The sequence below is a fragment of the Clostridium fungisolvens genome, from assembly GCF_014193895.1.
GTDB lineage: Bacteria > Bacillota > Clostridia > Clostridiales > Clostridiaceae > Clostridium_AR > Clostridium_AR fungisolvens.
Map to the genome: position 1 here is coordinate 2,804,801 of NZ_BLZR01000001.1, position 17,293 is coordinate 2,822,093.

16 protein-coding genes and 1 riboswitch are annotated in these 17,293 nt (G+C 34.1%); of the genes, 6 read left to right on the forward strand and 10 right to left on the reverse strand.

Annotated elements, in window-relative coordinates:
* Positions 1-83 precede the first annotated feature (83 nt).
* The 4 genes from bsdtw1_RS12265 to bsdtw1_RS12280 all read right to left on the reverse strand — a co-directional run bounded on the left by bsdtw1_RS12265 (position 84) and on the right by bsdtw1_RS12280 (position 3,526).
* Positions 84-650 carry a 5-formyltetrahydrofolate cyclo-ligase gene (locus bsdtw1_RS12265; protein ID WP_308463794.1) on the reverse strand — a complete coding sequence of 189 codons (567 nt, stop codon included), beginning with the start codon at positions 648-650 and terminating at the stop codon, positions 84-86.
* Positions 631-1,356, reverse strand: a complete 726-nt coding sequence (locus bsdtw1_RS12270; RefSeq protein WP_183277848.1) for a Crp/Fnr family transcriptional regulator — start codon at positions 1,354-1,356, stop codon at positions 631-633. The genes bsdtw1_RS12265 and bsdtw1_RS12270 overlap by 20 nt, the downstream gene beginning before the upstream one ends.
* Positions 1,302-3,230: a heavy metal translocating P-type ATPase gene (locus tag bsdtw1_RS12275; RefSeq protein WP_183277849.1), complete on the reverse strand. Its 1,929-nt coding sequence runs from the start codon at positions 3,228-3,230 to the stop codon at positions 1,302-1,304. Before bsdtw1_RS12275 ends, bsdtw1_RS12270 begins: the two co-directional genes overlap by 55 nt.
* A gap of 80 nt (positions 3,231-3,310) precedes the next feature.
* Entirely contained in the window at positions 3,311-3,526 is a 216-nt protein-coding gene (locus tag bsdtw1_RS12280; protein ID WP_183277850.1) for a heavy-metal-associated domain-containing protein, read from the reverse strand.
* A gap of 265 nt (positions 3,527-3,791) precedes the next feature.
* On the opposite strand from bsdtw1_RS12280, the gene rd reads away from it, so the two are divergent.
* From rd to bsdtw1_RS12295, 3 genes are all read left to right on the forward strand, one after another.
* Positions 3,792-3,956: a rubredoxin gene (gene rd / locus bsdtw1_RS12285; RefSeq protein WP_183277851.1), complete on the forward strand. Its 165-nt coding sequence runs from the start codon at positions 3,792-3,794 to the stop codon at positions 3,954-3,956.
* Between the two features lie 173 nt (positions 3,957-4,129).
* The gene (locus bsdtw1_RS12290) at positions 4,130-4,543 is read left to right on the forward strand and encodes a hypothetical protein (protein WP_183277852.1); all 414 of its coding nucleotides are present in this window, start codon (positions 4,130-4,132) and stop codon (positions 4,541-4,543) included.
* A gap of 249 nt (positions 4,544-4,792) precedes the next feature.
* On the forward strand, positions 4,793-6,061 hold the full coding sequence (locus bsdtw1_RS12295) for an NRAMP family divalent metal transporter (protein WP_183277853.1): 1,269 nt from the start codon (positions 4,793-4,795) through the stop codon (positions 6,059-6,061).
* A gap of 288 nt (positions 6,062-6,349) precedes the next feature.
* Here bsdtw1_RS12295 and bsdtw1_RS12300 read toward each other — a convergent pair whose 3' ends face one another.
* Together bsdtw1_RS12300 and bsdtw1_RS12305 are read right to left on the reverse strand one after the other, a co-directional pair.
* Entirely contained in the window at positions 6,350-7,564 is a 1,215-nt protein-coding gene (locus tag bsdtw1_RS12300; protein WP_183277854.1) for an NAD(P)/FAD-dependent oxidoreductase, read from the reverse strand.
* A gap of 211 nt (positions 7,565-7,775) precedes the next feature.
* Entirely contained in the window at positions 7,776-8,966 is a 1,191-nt protein-coding gene (locus bsdtw1_RS12305) for an oxygen-binding di-iron domain-containing protein (RefSeq protein ID WP_183277855.1), read from the reverse strand.
* 313 nt (positions 8,967-9,279) lie between these two features.
* Positions 9,280-9,375, forward strand: a riboswitch (NiCo riboswitch).
* Positions 9,376-9,693: 318 nt separating this feature from the next.
* On the opposite strand from bsdtw1_RS12305, the gene bsdtw1_RS12310 reads away from it, so the two are divergent.
* Positions 9,694-12,234, forward strand: a complete 2,541-nt coding sequence (locus bsdtw1_RS12310; protein ID WP_183277856.1) for a cation-translocating P-type ATPase — start codon at positions 9,694-9,696, stop codon at positions 12,232-12,234.
* 218 nt (positions 12,235-12,452) lie between these two features.
* Here bsdtw1_RS12310 and bsdtw1_RS12315 read toward each other — a convergent pair whose 3' ends face one another.
* Positions 12,453-12,716, reverse strand: a complete 264-nt coding sequence (locus bsdtw1_RS12315; RefSeq protein WP_183277857.1) for an EFR1 family ferrodoxin — start codon at positions 12,714-12,716, stop codon at positions 12,453-12,455.
* Positions 12,709-13,131, reverse strand: coding sequence for a MerR family transcriptional regulator (locus bsdtw1_RS12320; protein ID WP_183277858.1), 423 nt, complete (start codon positions 13,129-13,131; stop codon positions 12,709-12,711). Before bsdtw1_RS12320 ends, bsdtw1_RS12315 begins: the two co-directional genes overlap by 8 nt.
* Positions 13,132-13,328: 197 nt before the next feature.
* Between bsdtw1_RS12320 and bsdtw1_RS12325 the strand changes: the two genes are divergently transcribed.
* Entirely contained in the window at positions 13,329-13,487 is a 159-nt protein-coding gene (locus bsdtw1_RS12325; RefSeq protein ID WP_183277859.1) for a hypothetical protein, read from the forward strand.
* A gap of 422 nt (positions 13,488-13,909) precedes the next feature.
* Here bsdtw1_RS12325 and bsdtw1_RS12330 read toward each other — a convergent pair whose 3' ends face one another.
* Complete coding sequence (locus bsdtw1_RS12330) at positions 13,910-15,097, reverse strand: iron-containing alcohol dehydrogenase (protein WP_183277860.1); 1,188 nt, start codon at positions 15,095-15,097, stop codon at positions 13,910-13,912.
* A 268-nt stretch (positions 15,098-15,365) separates the two neighbouring features.
* Here bsdtw1_RS12330 and bsdtw1_RS12335 point away from each other — a divergent pair, with 268 nt between their 5' ends.
* Positions 15,366-15,905, forward strand: a complete 540-nt coding sequence (locus bsdtw1_RS12335; protein WP_183277861.1) for a TetR/AcrR family transcriptional regulator — start codon at positions 15,366-15,368, stop codon at positions 15,903-15,905.
* A gap of 195 nt (positions 15,906-16,100) precedes the next feature.
* On the opposite strand, the gene nagA is transcribed toward bsdtw1_RS12335, so the two are convergent.
* Entirely contained in the window at positions 16,101-17,285 is a 1,185-nt protein-coding gene (nagA, locus tag bsdtw1_RS12340) for an N-acetylglucosamine-6-phosphate deacetylase (RefSeq protein ID WP_183277862.1), read from the reverse strand.
* Positions 17,286-17,293: the final 8 nt, after the last annotated feature.

Sequence of the window (17,293 nt, forward strand, 5' to 3'; positions counted from 1 at the left end):
TTTTCCTATTCATTGAAAAAGCACTCAATATTCCTATTGAATGCTTTTTGTTGCCTTTGCTGGATTATTAATTGCATTTTATTTTAATCCCTCTGTATTATTTCTCTTTCTGTAATAACACCATCAATTCTAACATCATACTGATCCATCGGAACAGTATCCATCACTTGAAAATCATAAGCTAGAGCTACTTTGTAAACTTCTTTATTCATACTTGATAGGAACCTATCATAAAAGCCAGCTCCATATCCTACCCTTCCACCATGCCTGTCAAAAGCAACCCCTGGCATTAATATCAAATCTAAGGTGTCTCTATCAACTTCTTCGCAGCTTTCTACAGGTTCTAGTATGCCAAAATATCCTTTTTTCAATTGATCAAAATTATCTATTTTGTATATTTTTATTCCCTCTTGCTTTGAATTAATTTTTGGTACACATATTGTCTTACCATTACTAAGAGCATGGTTAATAATCTTATGGGTATCCACTTCGCTTTTAAAACTTACAAAAGCAAATATTGTATTTGATCTTTTATATAAGTCACTATTTATGAGACTTTTAAAAATCTCTTCATCCCAGATCTTTCTTTGATCTATATCAATTGTTTCTCTGTATTCAAGTATTTTCTTTCTAATTTCTTTTTTTTCCATAATCGTTGTTCACCGTCCTAATATTTCTTAAAGCATTTTTATCTAAAATTATGATTTTTCTTTGTCCCTCTTGATCGATCCATCCATTTTTTTGAAAACTTGCAAGCTTTCTACTCAAGGTTTCCTGGCTCATGCCAATATGTGAGGCAAGGTCTTTCTTGCTTATAGTCAAATTAATCAAATCACTGCTCTCAGCCATTTCTAGCAATGTATCCGCCAGACGTTGCTCCACATCATTTATTGCAAGGGATTGAATTTGATCCTCTGCCTCCTCTAGCCTTGAACTCATTTCTTTTATTATCTTCAGGGCAATCCTTGGACGCTTTTCTATAAGATCATTTATCTTTTTCCCATCCACAATACATACTGTAGTGGACTCTAATGCTTCAGCGTTGTTTTTAAAAGGATTTTGGGTGAATAAGGATAGCTCGCCCATAAACTCCCCGGGACCTAATACTCTTATAATTTTCTCTCTGCCTGTTTCAGAAAGTTTTACTATCTTAACCTTCCCTTTATTAATTATAAATAGCTTTTCTCCAACATCACCTTCTAAATATATACTTTCACCTTTTTTATATTCTCTGTGCATAGTGGTCATAGAAACCTCAAGCACTTCATCAAAAGTCAGTGTGCTGAATATAGGTACATTCTCTATACAGCTTTTTTCATGTTTCTCTTCTGACTCTGAACAATGTTGGCATTCCATAGAATCCACCTCCTATTCTCATCAAAATATGAATTTTCCTTATACTTCAAAAGCCTTATAGCATTTATTATAACAGCTAATACGCTGAGTTCATGTATAAACATTCCTGATGAAAGGAATACTACCTTTCCCATAACACCTATTAATAATGCTGCTACTATAATTATAGCAAAAGTTATATTTTGCTTCATATTTTTTGTTGTTGCTTTGCTTAACCCAATTGCATAGGACAGCTTGCCTATTTCATCAGACATTAAAACCACATCCGCTGTTTCCATGGCAACATCTGAACCAGCGCCTCCCACTGCAATTCCAAAATCTGCTGAAGCCAAGGCAGGCGCATCATTTACTCCGTCTCCAACCATCGCTGTTACACCTATTTCATCTTGCAATTTCTTTAAAACAGCAACCTTGTCTGCAGGAAGAAGCTCAGCATAATAGTCATCCAGTCCTATTTTCTTTGCAATGGCTTCTGCTGCAAGCTTGTTGTCTCCAGTCATCATAACTACCTTTTTAATCCCTTGAGTCTTCAGCTTTTTTACAAGCTCTATAGCATCTTTTCTTATAGTATCTGCAATAGAGATAACTCCTATAATTTTTTCTGAATCTGAAACTAAAACTGCAGTTTGCCCGTTTGCTTCTTCACCTCTAATATAATTTTCCATAACTATATTAATTATAATATCATTTTCTTCCATAAGCTTTCTATTTCCGATGAAAATTGTGCTGCTATTAGTCTTTGCTTTTATTCCTTGTCCTAAAGTTATTTCTGACTCTGCTGGCGGAATAATTTCACCTTTGCCTATAGTCTTTGCTTTCTTTATTATTGCCTTTGCTAAAGGATGCTCTGAATACAACTCAGCACTGGCTGCAAGAGTTAAAATTTTTTCTTCACTAATATCAAATGCTTTAATTCTAGTAACCTCAGGTTTTCCTACTGTAAGAGTTCCTGTTTTATCGAAGGCTACAACCTTGATATTTCTAAGCTTTTCTATTATATCTCCGCCTTTTATAAGTATTCCTTTTCCTGCTCCATTACCAATACCTGCAACAAGTGACACTGGTGTTGAGATAACAAGAGCACCTGGACATGCTATAACTAGCAAAGTAAGAGAAAGCTCAATGTCCCTAGTAATAATATAAACAATAGCTGTCAAAACCATAATTGCAGGTGTGTAATATTTGGCGAATACCTCCATGAACTTCTGTGTCTTTGCCTTTTTATCCTGCGCCTCTTCAACCATCTCAAGAATTCTAGCAAAGGTGGTATCCTCCCCCACTTTTTCAGCTCTTATTTTCAAATACCCTGATTCCACTATAGTTCCTGAGAAAACTCTATCTTCAGATTGCCTGTTAACTGGCATTGATTCACCTGTAATCGATGCTTGATTTATATAAGCTGTGCCCTCTATAACAGTTCCATCCACAGGAATCTTTTCTCCAGGCCTCACAATAACTATATCTTCCTTTAAAACCTCATCTGCTGCCATTTCCACTTCCTTGCCTTGTCTTAGAACCCTTGCTATATCTGGCGCCAAATCTAAAAGAGCCTTGATTGCAGCCCTTGTTTTTTCAAGTGTCTTAGCCTCAAGGTAATTTCCAAACATAAAAAGAAAGGTTACCGCCGCTGCTTCAAAGAATTCACCGATTAATACAGCTCCAATAACCGCCAAAGTAACCAATGCATCGATTCCAATTATCTTATACCTTAAAGCTCTTAGTGCATTTACTACTATCTCATACCCTGCAATAGATGCTGCCACCATAAATAAAACGTCTGCTACAACTAAATTAATATTAAACCTTACCAATACCAAGGCTGAAGCAATTATAACACCTGAAGCCGCAACCCTAAAACCCTTACTGATTTTCATTTTTTCTCCCTCCTTAATATGTAGATGAACCCAAGTACACACCATAGTTTAAGTGTGGACTTGGATTCGCAAGTTTATCTTTACTTTTCACTTAACACTTCGTAGCCCAGTCTTTCAACTGTGTTTCTTATTTGATTTCCATCTACAAGGCTTTCGTCAAATTCCACTTTTAGCTTACTAGCATTAAAAAGTACCTCTGCCTTGTTTACGCCTTTAATCTTATTAACAGTTCCTTCAATCTTAAGCACACAGCTAGGACATGTCAAAGTTTCAAGTTTATATGTTTTTTTACTCATAATTAATTCCTCCTAATTTTTATCTTGTGGCTTTATTATAAGAGGGATATGAAAAGAAAACCTTGACCAATGTCAATTTTTAAATTAAAACTATAAGTTTTTTCAATATAATAAAGAGATGATTTGAATCACATATTAATGATTTTATTAATGGTATATTATAGCTATAAGCTAGCTCTAACCAATTTAACTGATATCGATATTCACACTCCCCTTTGGTTATAGAGCAAAAGTAAATTTATAGATATTTAAAGGAGATGATATTATGCAAAAATATATATGTCTAGTTTGTGGTTACATATATGACCCTGAAGTTGGTGATCCAGATAATAATGTTGCTCCAGGTACTGCTTTCGAAGATATACCTGAAGAATGGACTTGCCCACTATGTGGGGTAGGTAAGGATCAGTTTGAAGAAACTGAAGGCTAATAATAGCCTCTGTACCAGTTTTAGACGTCACTTTGGTATTTCAAAACTCAAAATATTTTAGAGAGAAAAAACAGCAGGGTAATAGGATTAAATTACCCTGCTGTTTTGCCTTTAATAACTATTTTTTATATATACAAATTATTATTAAATTTGATAATGAGGAGTTGATGATTTTGCGTGTAAATCAATGCTTTTGTACCTGTGATAAATTAGAAATTCTTAAAGCTATAGAGCCAGTGTATGAGCATGCCAAGGTTAACAGGAGACTGTTTGAAAAAAAACTTAAGGTAAGAGATTGTAAATTTAACGAAGATGGTTATGTTAGATGGGACTTATCGCTTATTACAAGTAATAGAAAAAAATTAAATGCTAGAGAACTAAAAAGACTTGACGATATGGATTTAATTAAAAAGTGCAGAAAATTTTTAGACAGTTTCCAAGATTCATCTGAAAAGTTTTGTTTAAAAATCACATCTTACACAGATGGTTTTCAGCTTGATCTTGAGGTAAAAAGTTCTAAAACTAATGTAGAAACAAAAGAATTTAAAATAGATTCCCTATGTTATTTTATTGATAGAGCATTTTAAAAATAGTAAAATTCCAATTCATATGAACCTTGTCATATCATTCCTTCTATTTCTATAGTATTTGCTGTAACAATCTGGGCTAGTTAGCTCTAAGAAAAAGCAGCACAATAATGAAACCTTGCAATCGAGAATATTTTTCATTTGCAAAAATAAATTTTGATTTCAATCACAGAAATTCATCAATGTAAATAATAATATTGTATTAGACTATATGATAACAATTATCAATTAAATAGAGGGAGTGATCTTATGTTGAACAATAATAGTGCAGGAAGTATTCCCATAAATACTAGAGTGAGAAAGAAATCCAGACTTCTATTGTTTCTCGCAACTGTAGGTCCGGGACTTACTGTTATGCTGGCTGATACCGATGCTGGGTCAATAATTACAGCTGCTCAATCTGGTGCTCAGTGGGGATATAAACTACTGCTTCTACAATTAATTCTTATACCTATCTTATATTTTGTACAGGAACTTACTACTCGTATCGGAATAACTACAGGTCGAGGACATGGAGAATTGATCAAAGAAAAATTTGGAGCAAAATGGGCTTGGATATCTGTTGTTACTCTTTTTGTAGCTGCCATGGGAGCTTTAGTAACTGAATTCTCAGGGATTGCAGGTGTAAGTGAACTTTTTGGTATATCTAAGTGGGTTACTGTGCCTTTTGCAGCTTTAGCTCTGATACTGATTTCCTGTACTGGAAAGTATAAACGTGTTGAAAGGATCGCAATAATTGTAGGTCTCTTCGAAGTTGTATTTATCCCTGCTGCAATTTTTGCAAAACCTGATACTTCAGCTCTAATGCATGCCTTAGTTGGAAAACAGCCTTTTAATAACAGTTCTTATTGGCTTTTAGTTGCAGCTAATGTTGGTGCTGTAATCATGCCTTGGATGATATTTTATCAGCAAGGAGCTGTTGTAGACAAAGGTTTGACTAAAGAAAATATTAAATTTAGTAGAATAGATACCTTCTTCGGCTCTATTGTAACTCAAATTGTAATGGGAGCTGTGCTAGTACTTACAGCTGCAACAATAGGTCGTACAAATCCAAATACCTCTCTGGATAGTGTTCAACAAATAGGAAACGCACTCACTCCTTTTTTAGGAAGCATTTTTGGTAAAACCTTCTTTGCAATTGGCCTTACTGGAGCTGCACTTATAGCAGCCATAGTAGTATCTTTGGCAACTTCCTGGGCCTTTGGAGAAATATTAAAAGTTCCTTGCAGTTTAAACTGTTCCTGGAAGGAAGCCCCTGCTTTTTATAGCTTTTACTCTGGTGGAATTATTATTTCTGCAGCATTGGTTTTGGTTGGCATTCCTCTAATTTCTCTAACAATCGCTGTGGAAGTAATGAATTCTCTACTTCTCCCTATCGTACTAGGCTTTTTACTTGCCCTTGGGTGGAAGGTGCTTCCAAAGCCTTTTGCACTGAAAACTTGGGAAAAAGTAATCTTAATTTTCATATATATACTGGTATGTTCCTTAGGTTTATTCACAGTACTCCAACTATTTTAAAGATGAACCACTTCACTCCAAATACTATTTTCAAAACTCCTCTGGGTCCTGAGAGGAGTTTTTGAAAATATAAATTTGAGTATGAAGTGTTTCATTTATAAAGATGAACCACTTCGATCCGAAATCTATTTTTAAAACTCTCACGGGTTCTGGTGAGAGAATTTAAAAATATAAATTCTATTACGAAGTGGTTCATCTACATATATAACAACAAAATGGAGCAGCACAAGCTGCTCCATTTTTGTTGCCGACATACTAAATTGAATCATATGAAAACATAAAGTTTCTTCAATTATTTTTTAAGCTATCAATGAAATCATTAAAGGACATTGATGCATAGGCTACAGAAGAGAAATCCGCTTTTCTTTCAATTATACTCTTAAGTGCCATAGATTTTTTTGTGTCTCCCATTAGTATAGCTCCTACGACTTTACCGTCCTTTATAAATAGTCTTTTGTAAGAGTTCTCATCAGTATCATCATAGGTTAATGTTTCAGTACACTGCTTAGCATCCACATTTCCTATTGAAAATAATGAAATATTAAAGGCATTTAAAGTAGTTGCTTGTATAGCTTCTGTATATTTTGTTTCTTTGCCTGCTATATTATATCCTGCAGTTTTCCCTTGTTCTACTGCTGAAGGCCAAGTACCTCCTATTTTACCATTCACTTCTGCTATGTCACCGGCAGCATATATATTTTTCAAATTAGTTTCCATTTTATCGTTAACTACAATTCCTTTTGATACTTCTATATCACTACCTTTAACTAATTCAACATTTGGTCTTATTCCAACTGACACAATTACCATATCACATTTAAGTGTATTTCCACTCTTTGTGGTAGCACCGCTTACCTTGGATTCACCAAGTATCTCACTAATTTGAGTATTTAAAAGTACATCAATATTAAAGCTTTCTATAGCTTTCTTCAAAATATCAGAGGCCTTTTCATCAAGCTGCCTTGGCATTAATCTTTCTTGAACTTCTGCTACTATTACCTTTTTACCTTGCTGATTAAGTATCCATGCTGTTTCCAGCCCTTGAATTCCTCCACCGATATTTAGAATTGTATCTTTTTCTTCCAAATCCTTTTGTATATTATGTACGTCTTCCAATTGCCTTATAGAATATACACCATCTTTATTTATACCGTTAATAGGCGGTATAAAATTTCGAGCTCCACTAGCTAGTAGCAATTTTGTATAGTCAAAGCTTATGTTATCCTTTAAAATTATTTTACTCTCTGCTATATTAACACCTATGACTTCAGTGCCTAGGTATACACTAACATTATTAGCTTCATACCAATCTATTTTTTGAATACGGATTTTTTCTTCCATCATAGACTCAAAAAGGCCTTTTGTAAGTCTAATTCTGTGATATGGGTAATACCACTCATTTCCAAACAAGTGGATTTCACTTTTATTATCAATTTCCCTTATAGCCTTTATGGCATTTACTGCTGCGATACCGCCTCCGACAATAACTATTTTTTCTGCCAAACCAATCCACCACCATTCACAATATAGAGTATAAAGTTCTTTAATAAAAAACTATATAGTATATTTTACTTCTATTTTTATATATTTAATGTGATTTGAATCAAGCTACTAATCAGGTGGTAAACAAATAGATATAGATAAACCAGTTCCAAATAGAATCTTTATTTAGATAAATTCTAATATGAAGTAGTTTATCTATAATTTACACTGTCTAAAACTTAGCAAGCAAAGCTTCACCAAAACTCTTGCCAAACTTAATACACTGCTCTAGTTCCTCGTCATCAGGCATATATTTTGCTTTTAGACCCTCTTGTATAACTTCAACTTTAGCTTTTGCCAAATAATCGGATAAAAGCTTTGGAGACTCTCCGCTCCAGCCATAACTTCCAAAGGCAGCTCCAACCTTGTTTATAAATTTTAATCCCATCAAATCTTCTATTAACGGCATCAAGGATGTGAGTAAACCATTATTTACTGTAGAAGAACCAAGTAAAACACCTTTTGCTTTAAATACTTCTGCAAGAATATCATTTCTGTCAGCTGTGCCAGTGTTGAAGATCTTATATTCAACTCCGGCTTCACCAAGACCCTTTGCAATAAATTCAGCCATCTTATGAGTAGCCCCCCACATGGAGTTATATATTATAACAGCGCTTTTTTCAGACTTACCCTGAGCCCATTCATAATACTTTTCTACTATTTGCATTGGTTCTTTTCTCCAAATGATTCCATGACTTGGTGCTATCATTTCTACAGGTAAATTCAGTTCCTTCAACTGGTCTATTTTTTTAGTTACAAACTTACTAAAAGGAGTTAGTATATTTGCATAATATTTCAGTGATTCCTGATAAACTTCAGTTTCATCTACTAGATCGTTGAAAATTTCTGAAGACGCAAAGTGTTGGCCAAAGGCATCATTGGAAAACAATATATTTTCTCCGCTTAAGTAAGTAAACATACTATCCGGCCAATGTAGCATCTGAGCTTCAATAAAAGTAAGGTCATGTTTTCCTATATTAATCTTATCTCCTTGACTTACAACCTTCAGATTCCAATCCTTGTGATAATGCCCTTTTATAGTCTCTACTCCTTTTTTGGATACTATTATAGTGGCATTAGGAATATACTCCATAATAGTAGGTAGAGCTCCGGAGTGGTCAGGCTCCATATGATTCATAACCACGTAATCAATTTTACTTATGTCAACAACTTCACTAAGATTTTCTAAAAACCTATCAGTAAGTGGTTCCCAAACTGTATCTATTAGCACTGTCTTTTCATCTTTTATAAGATAAGAATTATATGTACTACCTCTATGAGTTGAAAGTTCATATCCGTGAAAATACCTTACCTTCCAATCAGTTGCACCAACCCAATATACATTTTCCCTAAGTTCCTTCATAAATGACTCCTCCTCACAATTAAAAGCTGCTTATATTATTTGCATTGAAAATGGTAAATATTCAATAATAGCTTTATGTGAGGATCTTAGGCCTTGCCAGTATCCCCTAGAGACTTTGCAGTAAGTTTTAAAGACAACATATCTTTTAGTATATATCCGCATATTTTCAAAACCAGCAAATGAAGAACAGAAAATAAGTTGTGTTTTACAAACACATTTGCCTTTCCCAGATTTTTTTAACAAATTCATCATATCCGCATATAGTGTATTATATGATATAATAGATGTATCTCTTTGCACTGCATATAAATCTACAGTACAAACTGAGCAGGCGATGGACTTTCTTAAAAGTTCGTGGGGCCGGGCCTTCATTGGCAACAGGATGATAACACATACCTGTGGGACAGTAAATGTTCTACAGGTATTTTTTTATACTTTTAGAACATTTCTAATAGATAGACCAGTTCAAAATAAAACTATATCAGTAAAAATTCACATCATATTGTTAAATTAATGAAAAATGCAAGTTATAACTATACCAACTGGGCTATCTATTCAACTGAAAAGATAAACTACTTCAATCCCTGAACTCAAAATAATGCTTCTACGAATCTACGAAGACTTATCTTGATTAATTCCATTATGAAGTAGTTTATCTATAGATGATTGCAATGCCATAGAGCTATCTTAAAAATGCTTAAAATAAGCAAAATGGAGGTAACCAACTATGACAGAACAACATTTCAAAGGACTAACCACTCATAAAGCCAAGGAGCTTCAAGAAAAATTCGGTAAAAATGAGCTTGTGACAGAAAAGAAAGAAAATTTTTTACACAAGGTGTTACACGTAATTACCGAGCCTATGTTTCTACTCCTCATTGTAGCCGCTACTATCTACTTCATACTGGGAGAACCTAAAGATGGTGCAATTATGCTTATCTTCGTTATTGGAGTTATAGGCATTGAAACAATCCAAGAATGGAAAACTGACAAAACCCTAAAGGCACTTAAAGATTTATCGGCTCCACAAATCAAGGTGCTAAGGGATGGAACAGAAAAAGTAATTAATAGCTTGGACCTTGTACCTGGTGACATAATGTTTATATCAGAAGGTGTAAAAGTGCCTGCTGATGGAATAGTGCTTAAGGCAAGCACACTTGCTATTGATGAATCTTCTCTTACAGGAGAAGCTGAGGCAGTTTGGAAAGTTACTCAGGATAACTGTACAGATACTAGTACTGATTATTGGCGTAAAGATTATTGCTATGCAGGTACTCTCGTTACACAAGGTACAGGCACCATCTTAGTAGATAAAATCGGTCCATCCACTGAATATGGGAAGATAGGTCAAAATGTTCTTTCAGCACCTAATAACCCTACCCCACTTCAAAAACAAACAGGAAAATTAGTAAAACTATGTGCAGTAATTGCAGCAGTTCTATTTATTTTTGTTGGTGTAGTAACCTATTTTAATATATCAGACCATGCATTTATAGATAGACTCATTGAAAGTGTATTATCTGGAGTAACTCTTGCCATGGCTATGATCCCAGAAGAATTTCCTGTTATACTGACAGTATTTCTATCTATGGGTGCCTGGAGACTTGCTAAAAAGAATTCTCTTGTTAGAAAGCTTCCATCTGTTGAAACCTTAGGTGCCGTTTCTGTTCTTTGTGTTGATAAGACTGGAACTATAACAATGAACAAAATGACAGTTAGAGACACCTGGAGTTTTACTAATGATACAAATTCCTTGATTAAAATAATGGGTATGGGTTGCAAGGCTGATGCCTACGATCCAATGGAAAAGTCTATGATATCCTATTGTGAAGAAAATGGATTTTCAAGAGATATCATTTTTGGTGGTGAACTTATAAAAGAATACGCTTTTACCGATGATCTTAAAATGATGGGACATGTTTGGGAATCAAATGAAAGCATAATAGTTACTGCAAAAGGTTCACCGGAACGTATATTAACAATATGTAACCTGAAGGCAAGTGAAAAAAAAATAGCAGAAAATAAAATAATTGAAATGTCTAGTCAAGGACTTCGTGTAATTGCTGTTGGGCAAATGAATTTAAATAATATAGATGATATACCTGAAACTCTTAAGGAATGTAGTTTAGAGCTTTGTGGACTTATTGGCCTAGCTGATCCTCCAAGAGAATCAGTTAAAGAAGACATTAAAACCTGTACAAAAGCTGGAGTTCGTGTGGTTATGATAACTGGTGATAATGGAATAACTGCAAGCTCAATCGCAAAACAAATCAATATCCCAAACAGTGATAAGATTATCACAGGCGATGAACTTAATAATATGACTGATGAGGAACTTAAAGAAAGAGTTAAAGAGGTCAGTATTTTCTCTAGAGTAGTTCCAGAACACAAGATGAGGATTGTTAATGCATTTAAAGAAAATGGAGAAATAGTAGCCATGACAGGAGACGGTGTCAATGACGCACCAGCACTTAAACATGCTGATATTGGCATAGCTATGGGGAAACGTGGCTCAGAGGTTTCTAGAGAAGCAGCAGATTTGATTTTGCTTGATGATAACTTCTCTACAATTGTTGAAACCATAAGAAATGGCAGAAGAATTTATGACAACATTAGAAAAGCTGTTGGGTATGTATTTACCATTCATATACCTATAGCCTTTAGTGCACTACTGGCTCCACTACTTGGAATAAGCCCAGGAAGTCTACTTCTACTTCCACTACACGTTGTTTTGCTTGAACTTGTAATTGACCCTACTTGCTCTATAGTATTAGAACGTCAGCCAGCAGAAGAGGATATTATGGAAAGAAGCCCTCGTGATCCAAACGAAAAAATGCTAACATCAAAAAATCTTTTCAAAAGCATCTTCCAAGGTTTTGTTATATTTAGCGCATCTTTTGGGACCTATTACTGGTTTTTGAATCAAAATCCAGACAATGCTCCTATAGCTAGAGCAATGGGACTTACCATCATATTACTTGCAAACCTGTTATTGGTTCATGTTAATAGCTCAAGTTATGACTTTGCAGTAAAATCATTCATTAAAGCTATAAATGATAAAATAATGTGGATAGCCAGTTTAGGAACACTAATTGGTTTAGCAGTGATATTATATTCTCCTTTAAATAGCTTTTTGAAACTGGCTCCATTATCTATAAAGCAATTGCCTTTGGCAGCTTTAATAGCAGTAGTTTCAGTTGCTTGGTATGAAGTTGTAAAATTAGTAAGACACATTAAAAATCATCGTAGTATGAAGAATAACCAGTAAAATCTTCCAAAATATTATTTTAAAAAAGCTACTATTCATAAAATTAACCTAAATAATAGATGAAAGAGAATTTGATTTAATAAAAGTTTTTAACCCATAATAGTGAAATGTGATAGCTTAAACACTTATGCTATCACATTTTATTTTGCTATAAAAAATAGATTTGAACTATTAAGTTATTCCGCCGGGTAATACCCTAAAGACTAAGTTACAGTGGTTTATTTATAATACTCCATAAGCTTTTTAGCCCCTACTTCAGGATGAGTATAACGTCTTCTGTTTTGTGTCTTATCTTTGTAATTGATAGCTTGTCTTGGGCAATGCTGAATGCATGCAAGGCAGCTTTCACATTGATTATGAAACACTGGTGTTTTATTCTCCAAGGTTATATTCTTAGCAGGACAAACCTTCTGGCATATTCCACAGGAAATACAGTTATCATTAACGTTAAAATCACTACTTACTGTGTTGATTTTACCCATATAACTCTTCAAATATATCTTCAACTAACCTATCTATTTTAATAATGTCTTCGCAATCCTTTTTCTGATCCATCAAAGTTTTTATTTGGGTCATAAATTCAATCATTGATCCAAATAAATTTTGCTTTCTAATTAGCTCTAGTTTCTTATTATTAAATAAATCCAAAAGCTTAGGATAATTTCTTATATCCTTGGCTCTCATATACTGAAAAACCTGCTTGATTTCCGCCAAAGTAAAACCACCAAATTTCATTACCTCAGCATATTGTAGATCTTTGATATCCTGCTCTGTATAATAGCGATATCTATTATCTGAACGCTTAGGACATATTAAACCTATTTTATCGTAGTACCTCAATGTATCCTTTGGAATATTAATTAATTCTGATACTTGCTTTATAGAATATGTCTCCATAGAATTCACTCCTTTGCGCTCATTATAATATTGGAGTATACTCCAATGTCAATAATATTATTATATGGATATACCACTAGTAATAAAATTTACTTTGTTTCATAAATACTGGAATTACAATCCGCATATTATGTATAATAAGAAAGTAAAGTATTGAACATCTGTAAATTTTAGCAAAAAGCACAAGGAGGTATTTTATGGGAATGGTTGGTGCGTTAGCTTTCATTAATCTAATAATTGTTTTAGCCCTTGTAGGTGTTAGTATTTATGGATTCGTGCTATTTGTAAAGCTTGCTAATAGAGGAATTAAAGCTCTTGATATCTACATAAATGAAAAGAATAACTCTAGATTGTAGATTCACATTCTTTTCTTATAAGAACTAAATATAAAAGCGGACAACTTTTATTGTGTACTTTTATTTATGTAATTTATCAACATCGGTTTAAAACATAGCCACACTTGAAGCTCGACTTACTGAAGAACGTGAGAAATCAAATTGAACATATGTCAAAGAAATGGTTTTCTGTGCATGGGCATGAAAGAGTTAATAAATTTAAATATCTTTAGTGCAGCAATACATAGCAGAAAATAAATTTAGATATCACAGTTAATTGGTACATTATTAAAATGTGCATTAGGGGAACTCTTCAATGAGTTCCCCTTAAAACAAAATATATTATTTATGTACCACTTAGTAATAAAACTAATTATTTTAAAATTTACTCACCTGAACCCATCATATATTTAAAATAGGTTTAGGATTGAATTAGCACAGCACTATATCTTCATTATAACCTTATAAAACTCTTCTTTCCCCCAAATAGCTGGCACTGGATATAGTGGATTAGCTTCATAAACTGCTCTTTTTGTAAGCTCAGGAATATCCTTCTCTTTTACTACCTGAAGCCTCTCCGGAAGACCCATTTTTCTATTCATCTCTTCAATTTCCTTTATGAAGGCCTTTGCTTTTTCTTCCTTAGTCTTTCCTTTAAGTCCGATTATATCTGCAAGATGTGCAAGTTTTTCGTAAGCTGCTTCTCCATAACCTTCTAATACTCTTGGCAGTATAACTGCATTTGCCTTACCATGAGGTACACCGTATAGACCTCCAATTCCATGAGCTATTGCATGCACATATCCAACATAAGCATTGGTTATAGATACTCCTGCATAGTAGGAACCAATTAGGAGATTTTCACGAGCCTTAATATCCTGTCCATTTTCATATGCTTGAATTAAGTTTTCATGTATTAGCTTTACCGCCTCAAGTGCATTTTCACTACCTTTTTTAGGAGCAAATCTGTTGATATAGGCTTCAACTGCATGGGTCAATGCATCCATTCCAGTAACTGCTGTGATATCCTTTGGAAGGGTAATGGTTAACTCTGGATCAAGTATTGCATAAGCTGGAACTATGTTTAAATCCATGATTGTATGTTTATAATGTGTTGTTCCATCTGTAATAACCGCTCCTGCTGTTACTTCTGAACCAGTTCCTGCTGTGGTAGGTACTGCAAAAAGCAATGGAATTTTCTTCATTATCTTCATAAGTCCTGTCATATCTGATACAGTTTTATTTGGACATGCTATTCTTGCACCAACAACCTTAGCGCAATCCATCACAGAACCCCCTCCTATAGCGATAATCCCTTCACAGCCTTCCTTTTTATATAAACTTACAGCCTTTTCGATGCATTCAATGGTTGGATCTGGCTCAACTTCACTGTAAATAACATAGGATATATTTTCACTCTTAAGCATCTCAAACAATGGCTTTAAAGTGCCACGTCTCATAAAACCAGCTGTGGTAATAATCTCTACTGTTCCAATACCATTGTCCTTAACTAGCTTTGGAAGTTTCATCATACTTCCAGCACCAGTTATAAGCTTTGGTTCTTTTGATGGTGCCACTTTAAGAACAGCGCTAAGTAATGCTTGACGTGTTCTGTAATATATTTTATTCATTTCTCTCTCCTCCTATAAAACCTTTATTATCTTAATCCTGTTCACTGTAAATACTGTATACCAATGTTCCTCTCCTGATTTCTCCTATAGCCTGTCTTTCAATAATGATATACAATTAATATCCCCTATAGTTAACTACCTTTGCTGGATAATCCACATAAATTTCTGCGACACTTGTAACACTTTTTATTTTGTATTATAATTACTTAAATTTCACTTTTCAAGGGTTTGCCCGCAAGTGATACAAATTGAAGGGAGTGTCACAGTTTTGGAAAATGCAAATCAGAACAAGACTGCTTTAAAATATAAGGAATGGATCATCAATGCTTTTATGGAGCTGTTAAAACAATATAAGTACAGTGAAATAACCATAAAGCAAATCACCTTGCAGGCTGATGTGTCAAGACAGACTTTTTACCGTCATTATAAATCCAAAGATGAGATTATACAGGAATATAGCAACAAAGTATGCGATGAGATATCTGAAAAATTACTTTCCCTTGAAGACAAGTCAATTTACCAGATAACCTTAACTTATTTTAACTTCTGGAAAAGCTATTCCGACTTACTATACTTAGTCAGAAGTAGCGGTTGCGAACACTTACTAGTTGAACATTACAATGAAATTATGCTTAAGACGCTGGACATACTTAGGCCTTCTATGGCACAGTATAAGGATGAAGAATTCGCCTTAATAAAGGCCTTTCTTATTGGAGGATTTTATAGTGTAAAATCAAGTTGGATGGAGAACAATCTAAATACCACCCCTGAGGCTTTAGCAAAATTAATTTGCAGCATTATTTCATAATTGAAGACCGTAAAGCACTGAATCCTAAAATATAGTTACCCCAAAGAGACCTTCGCAAGGAACACCACTTTGCTTAAATACTCCCATATTTAGTGACTATAAAAAGCACTTCTGTTTCATTCAGAAGTGCTTTTTAAATTTAGATTCATTTCAGATATAGTGAAGATGTGTAGAATATTCTAATCTTCCTGTATATTAGCTAACTTTATATTTCTGAAAAAAGCTTTGATTAAAAATACAATCATCTGTATCCTTATCAAATACTTTACGTCCTTCACTGTAAGTTGCAATTACTTCAAAGTCATTAGATATAACTGCGATATCACAATCCTTACCAATTTTAATTGATCCTTTAGTATCACCAAAGCCATAGAAATTGCATGGATTTAAAGAAGCCATCCTGATAACCTCCTCTAGTGGCATTTTTAGCTTTTTTACTAATACTGACATTCCATAAAGTACTGATTTTGTAGACCCCATCAAACGTCCTGTTTCACTTAAACAAAAACCTTCCGAATTAATTGTAACCTCAAAATCACCCATCTTATAACATCCCTCAGGTGCACCTGCAGATGGTGTGCTGTCTGATATCATCATCCATTTACTCTCTTCCTTAACCTTAAACATCACATCTAACATCACTGGGTTTATATGCATACCATCACAAATCACTTCACAGTTAACCTTTGGGTTAAGCAAACATGCCCCTAATCCCCCCATATTACGATGGTGAATTCCACTCATCACATTAGCAGTGTGAGTGGCTACAGATATTCCTCCTTTAAAAGCCTCCATAGCTTCTTCATAATTGCAATTACTATGGGCAAAGGCAACTTTAACCCCTTGTTTTGTTAGATAATCTACTACCTCTTGGCTTCCTTCAATTTCTGGAGCAATTGCAAATAATTTTAGCAGACCATCTGCTTCCTTAACCATTTCCTTTACATGATTCATATCAATCTCAGGATGAGGTACATCAACTCCCTTTTCTCCGACTCTATTAAGGTAAGGTCCTTCCGAATGAATTCCCAAAATTTTACTCCCATCTATATCTTGTTTTGCTATTTTAGCTATTGACTTAAACATAGAAAAATCAGCAGTTGGGAACACATTAGCTACTCCGCTTGCAGCGCAACCTTTTAAATATCCCTTAAGCTCACTTTCAGGATCTTCATAACTATTGTTAAATAATGTATACCCCATAGTTCCATGGTTATGGGTATCAAATATTCCTGGTATTAAAATATAATTTGTATAATCTATATAATCATTAATCTCTGTTTCACTTGAATAATAATTTGCAATCTTTTTATCTTTTATTTCTAAATATCCCTCTTTTACACCATCTTCAAAGTAAATATAATTAGACTTTAATATCATTTTCATTC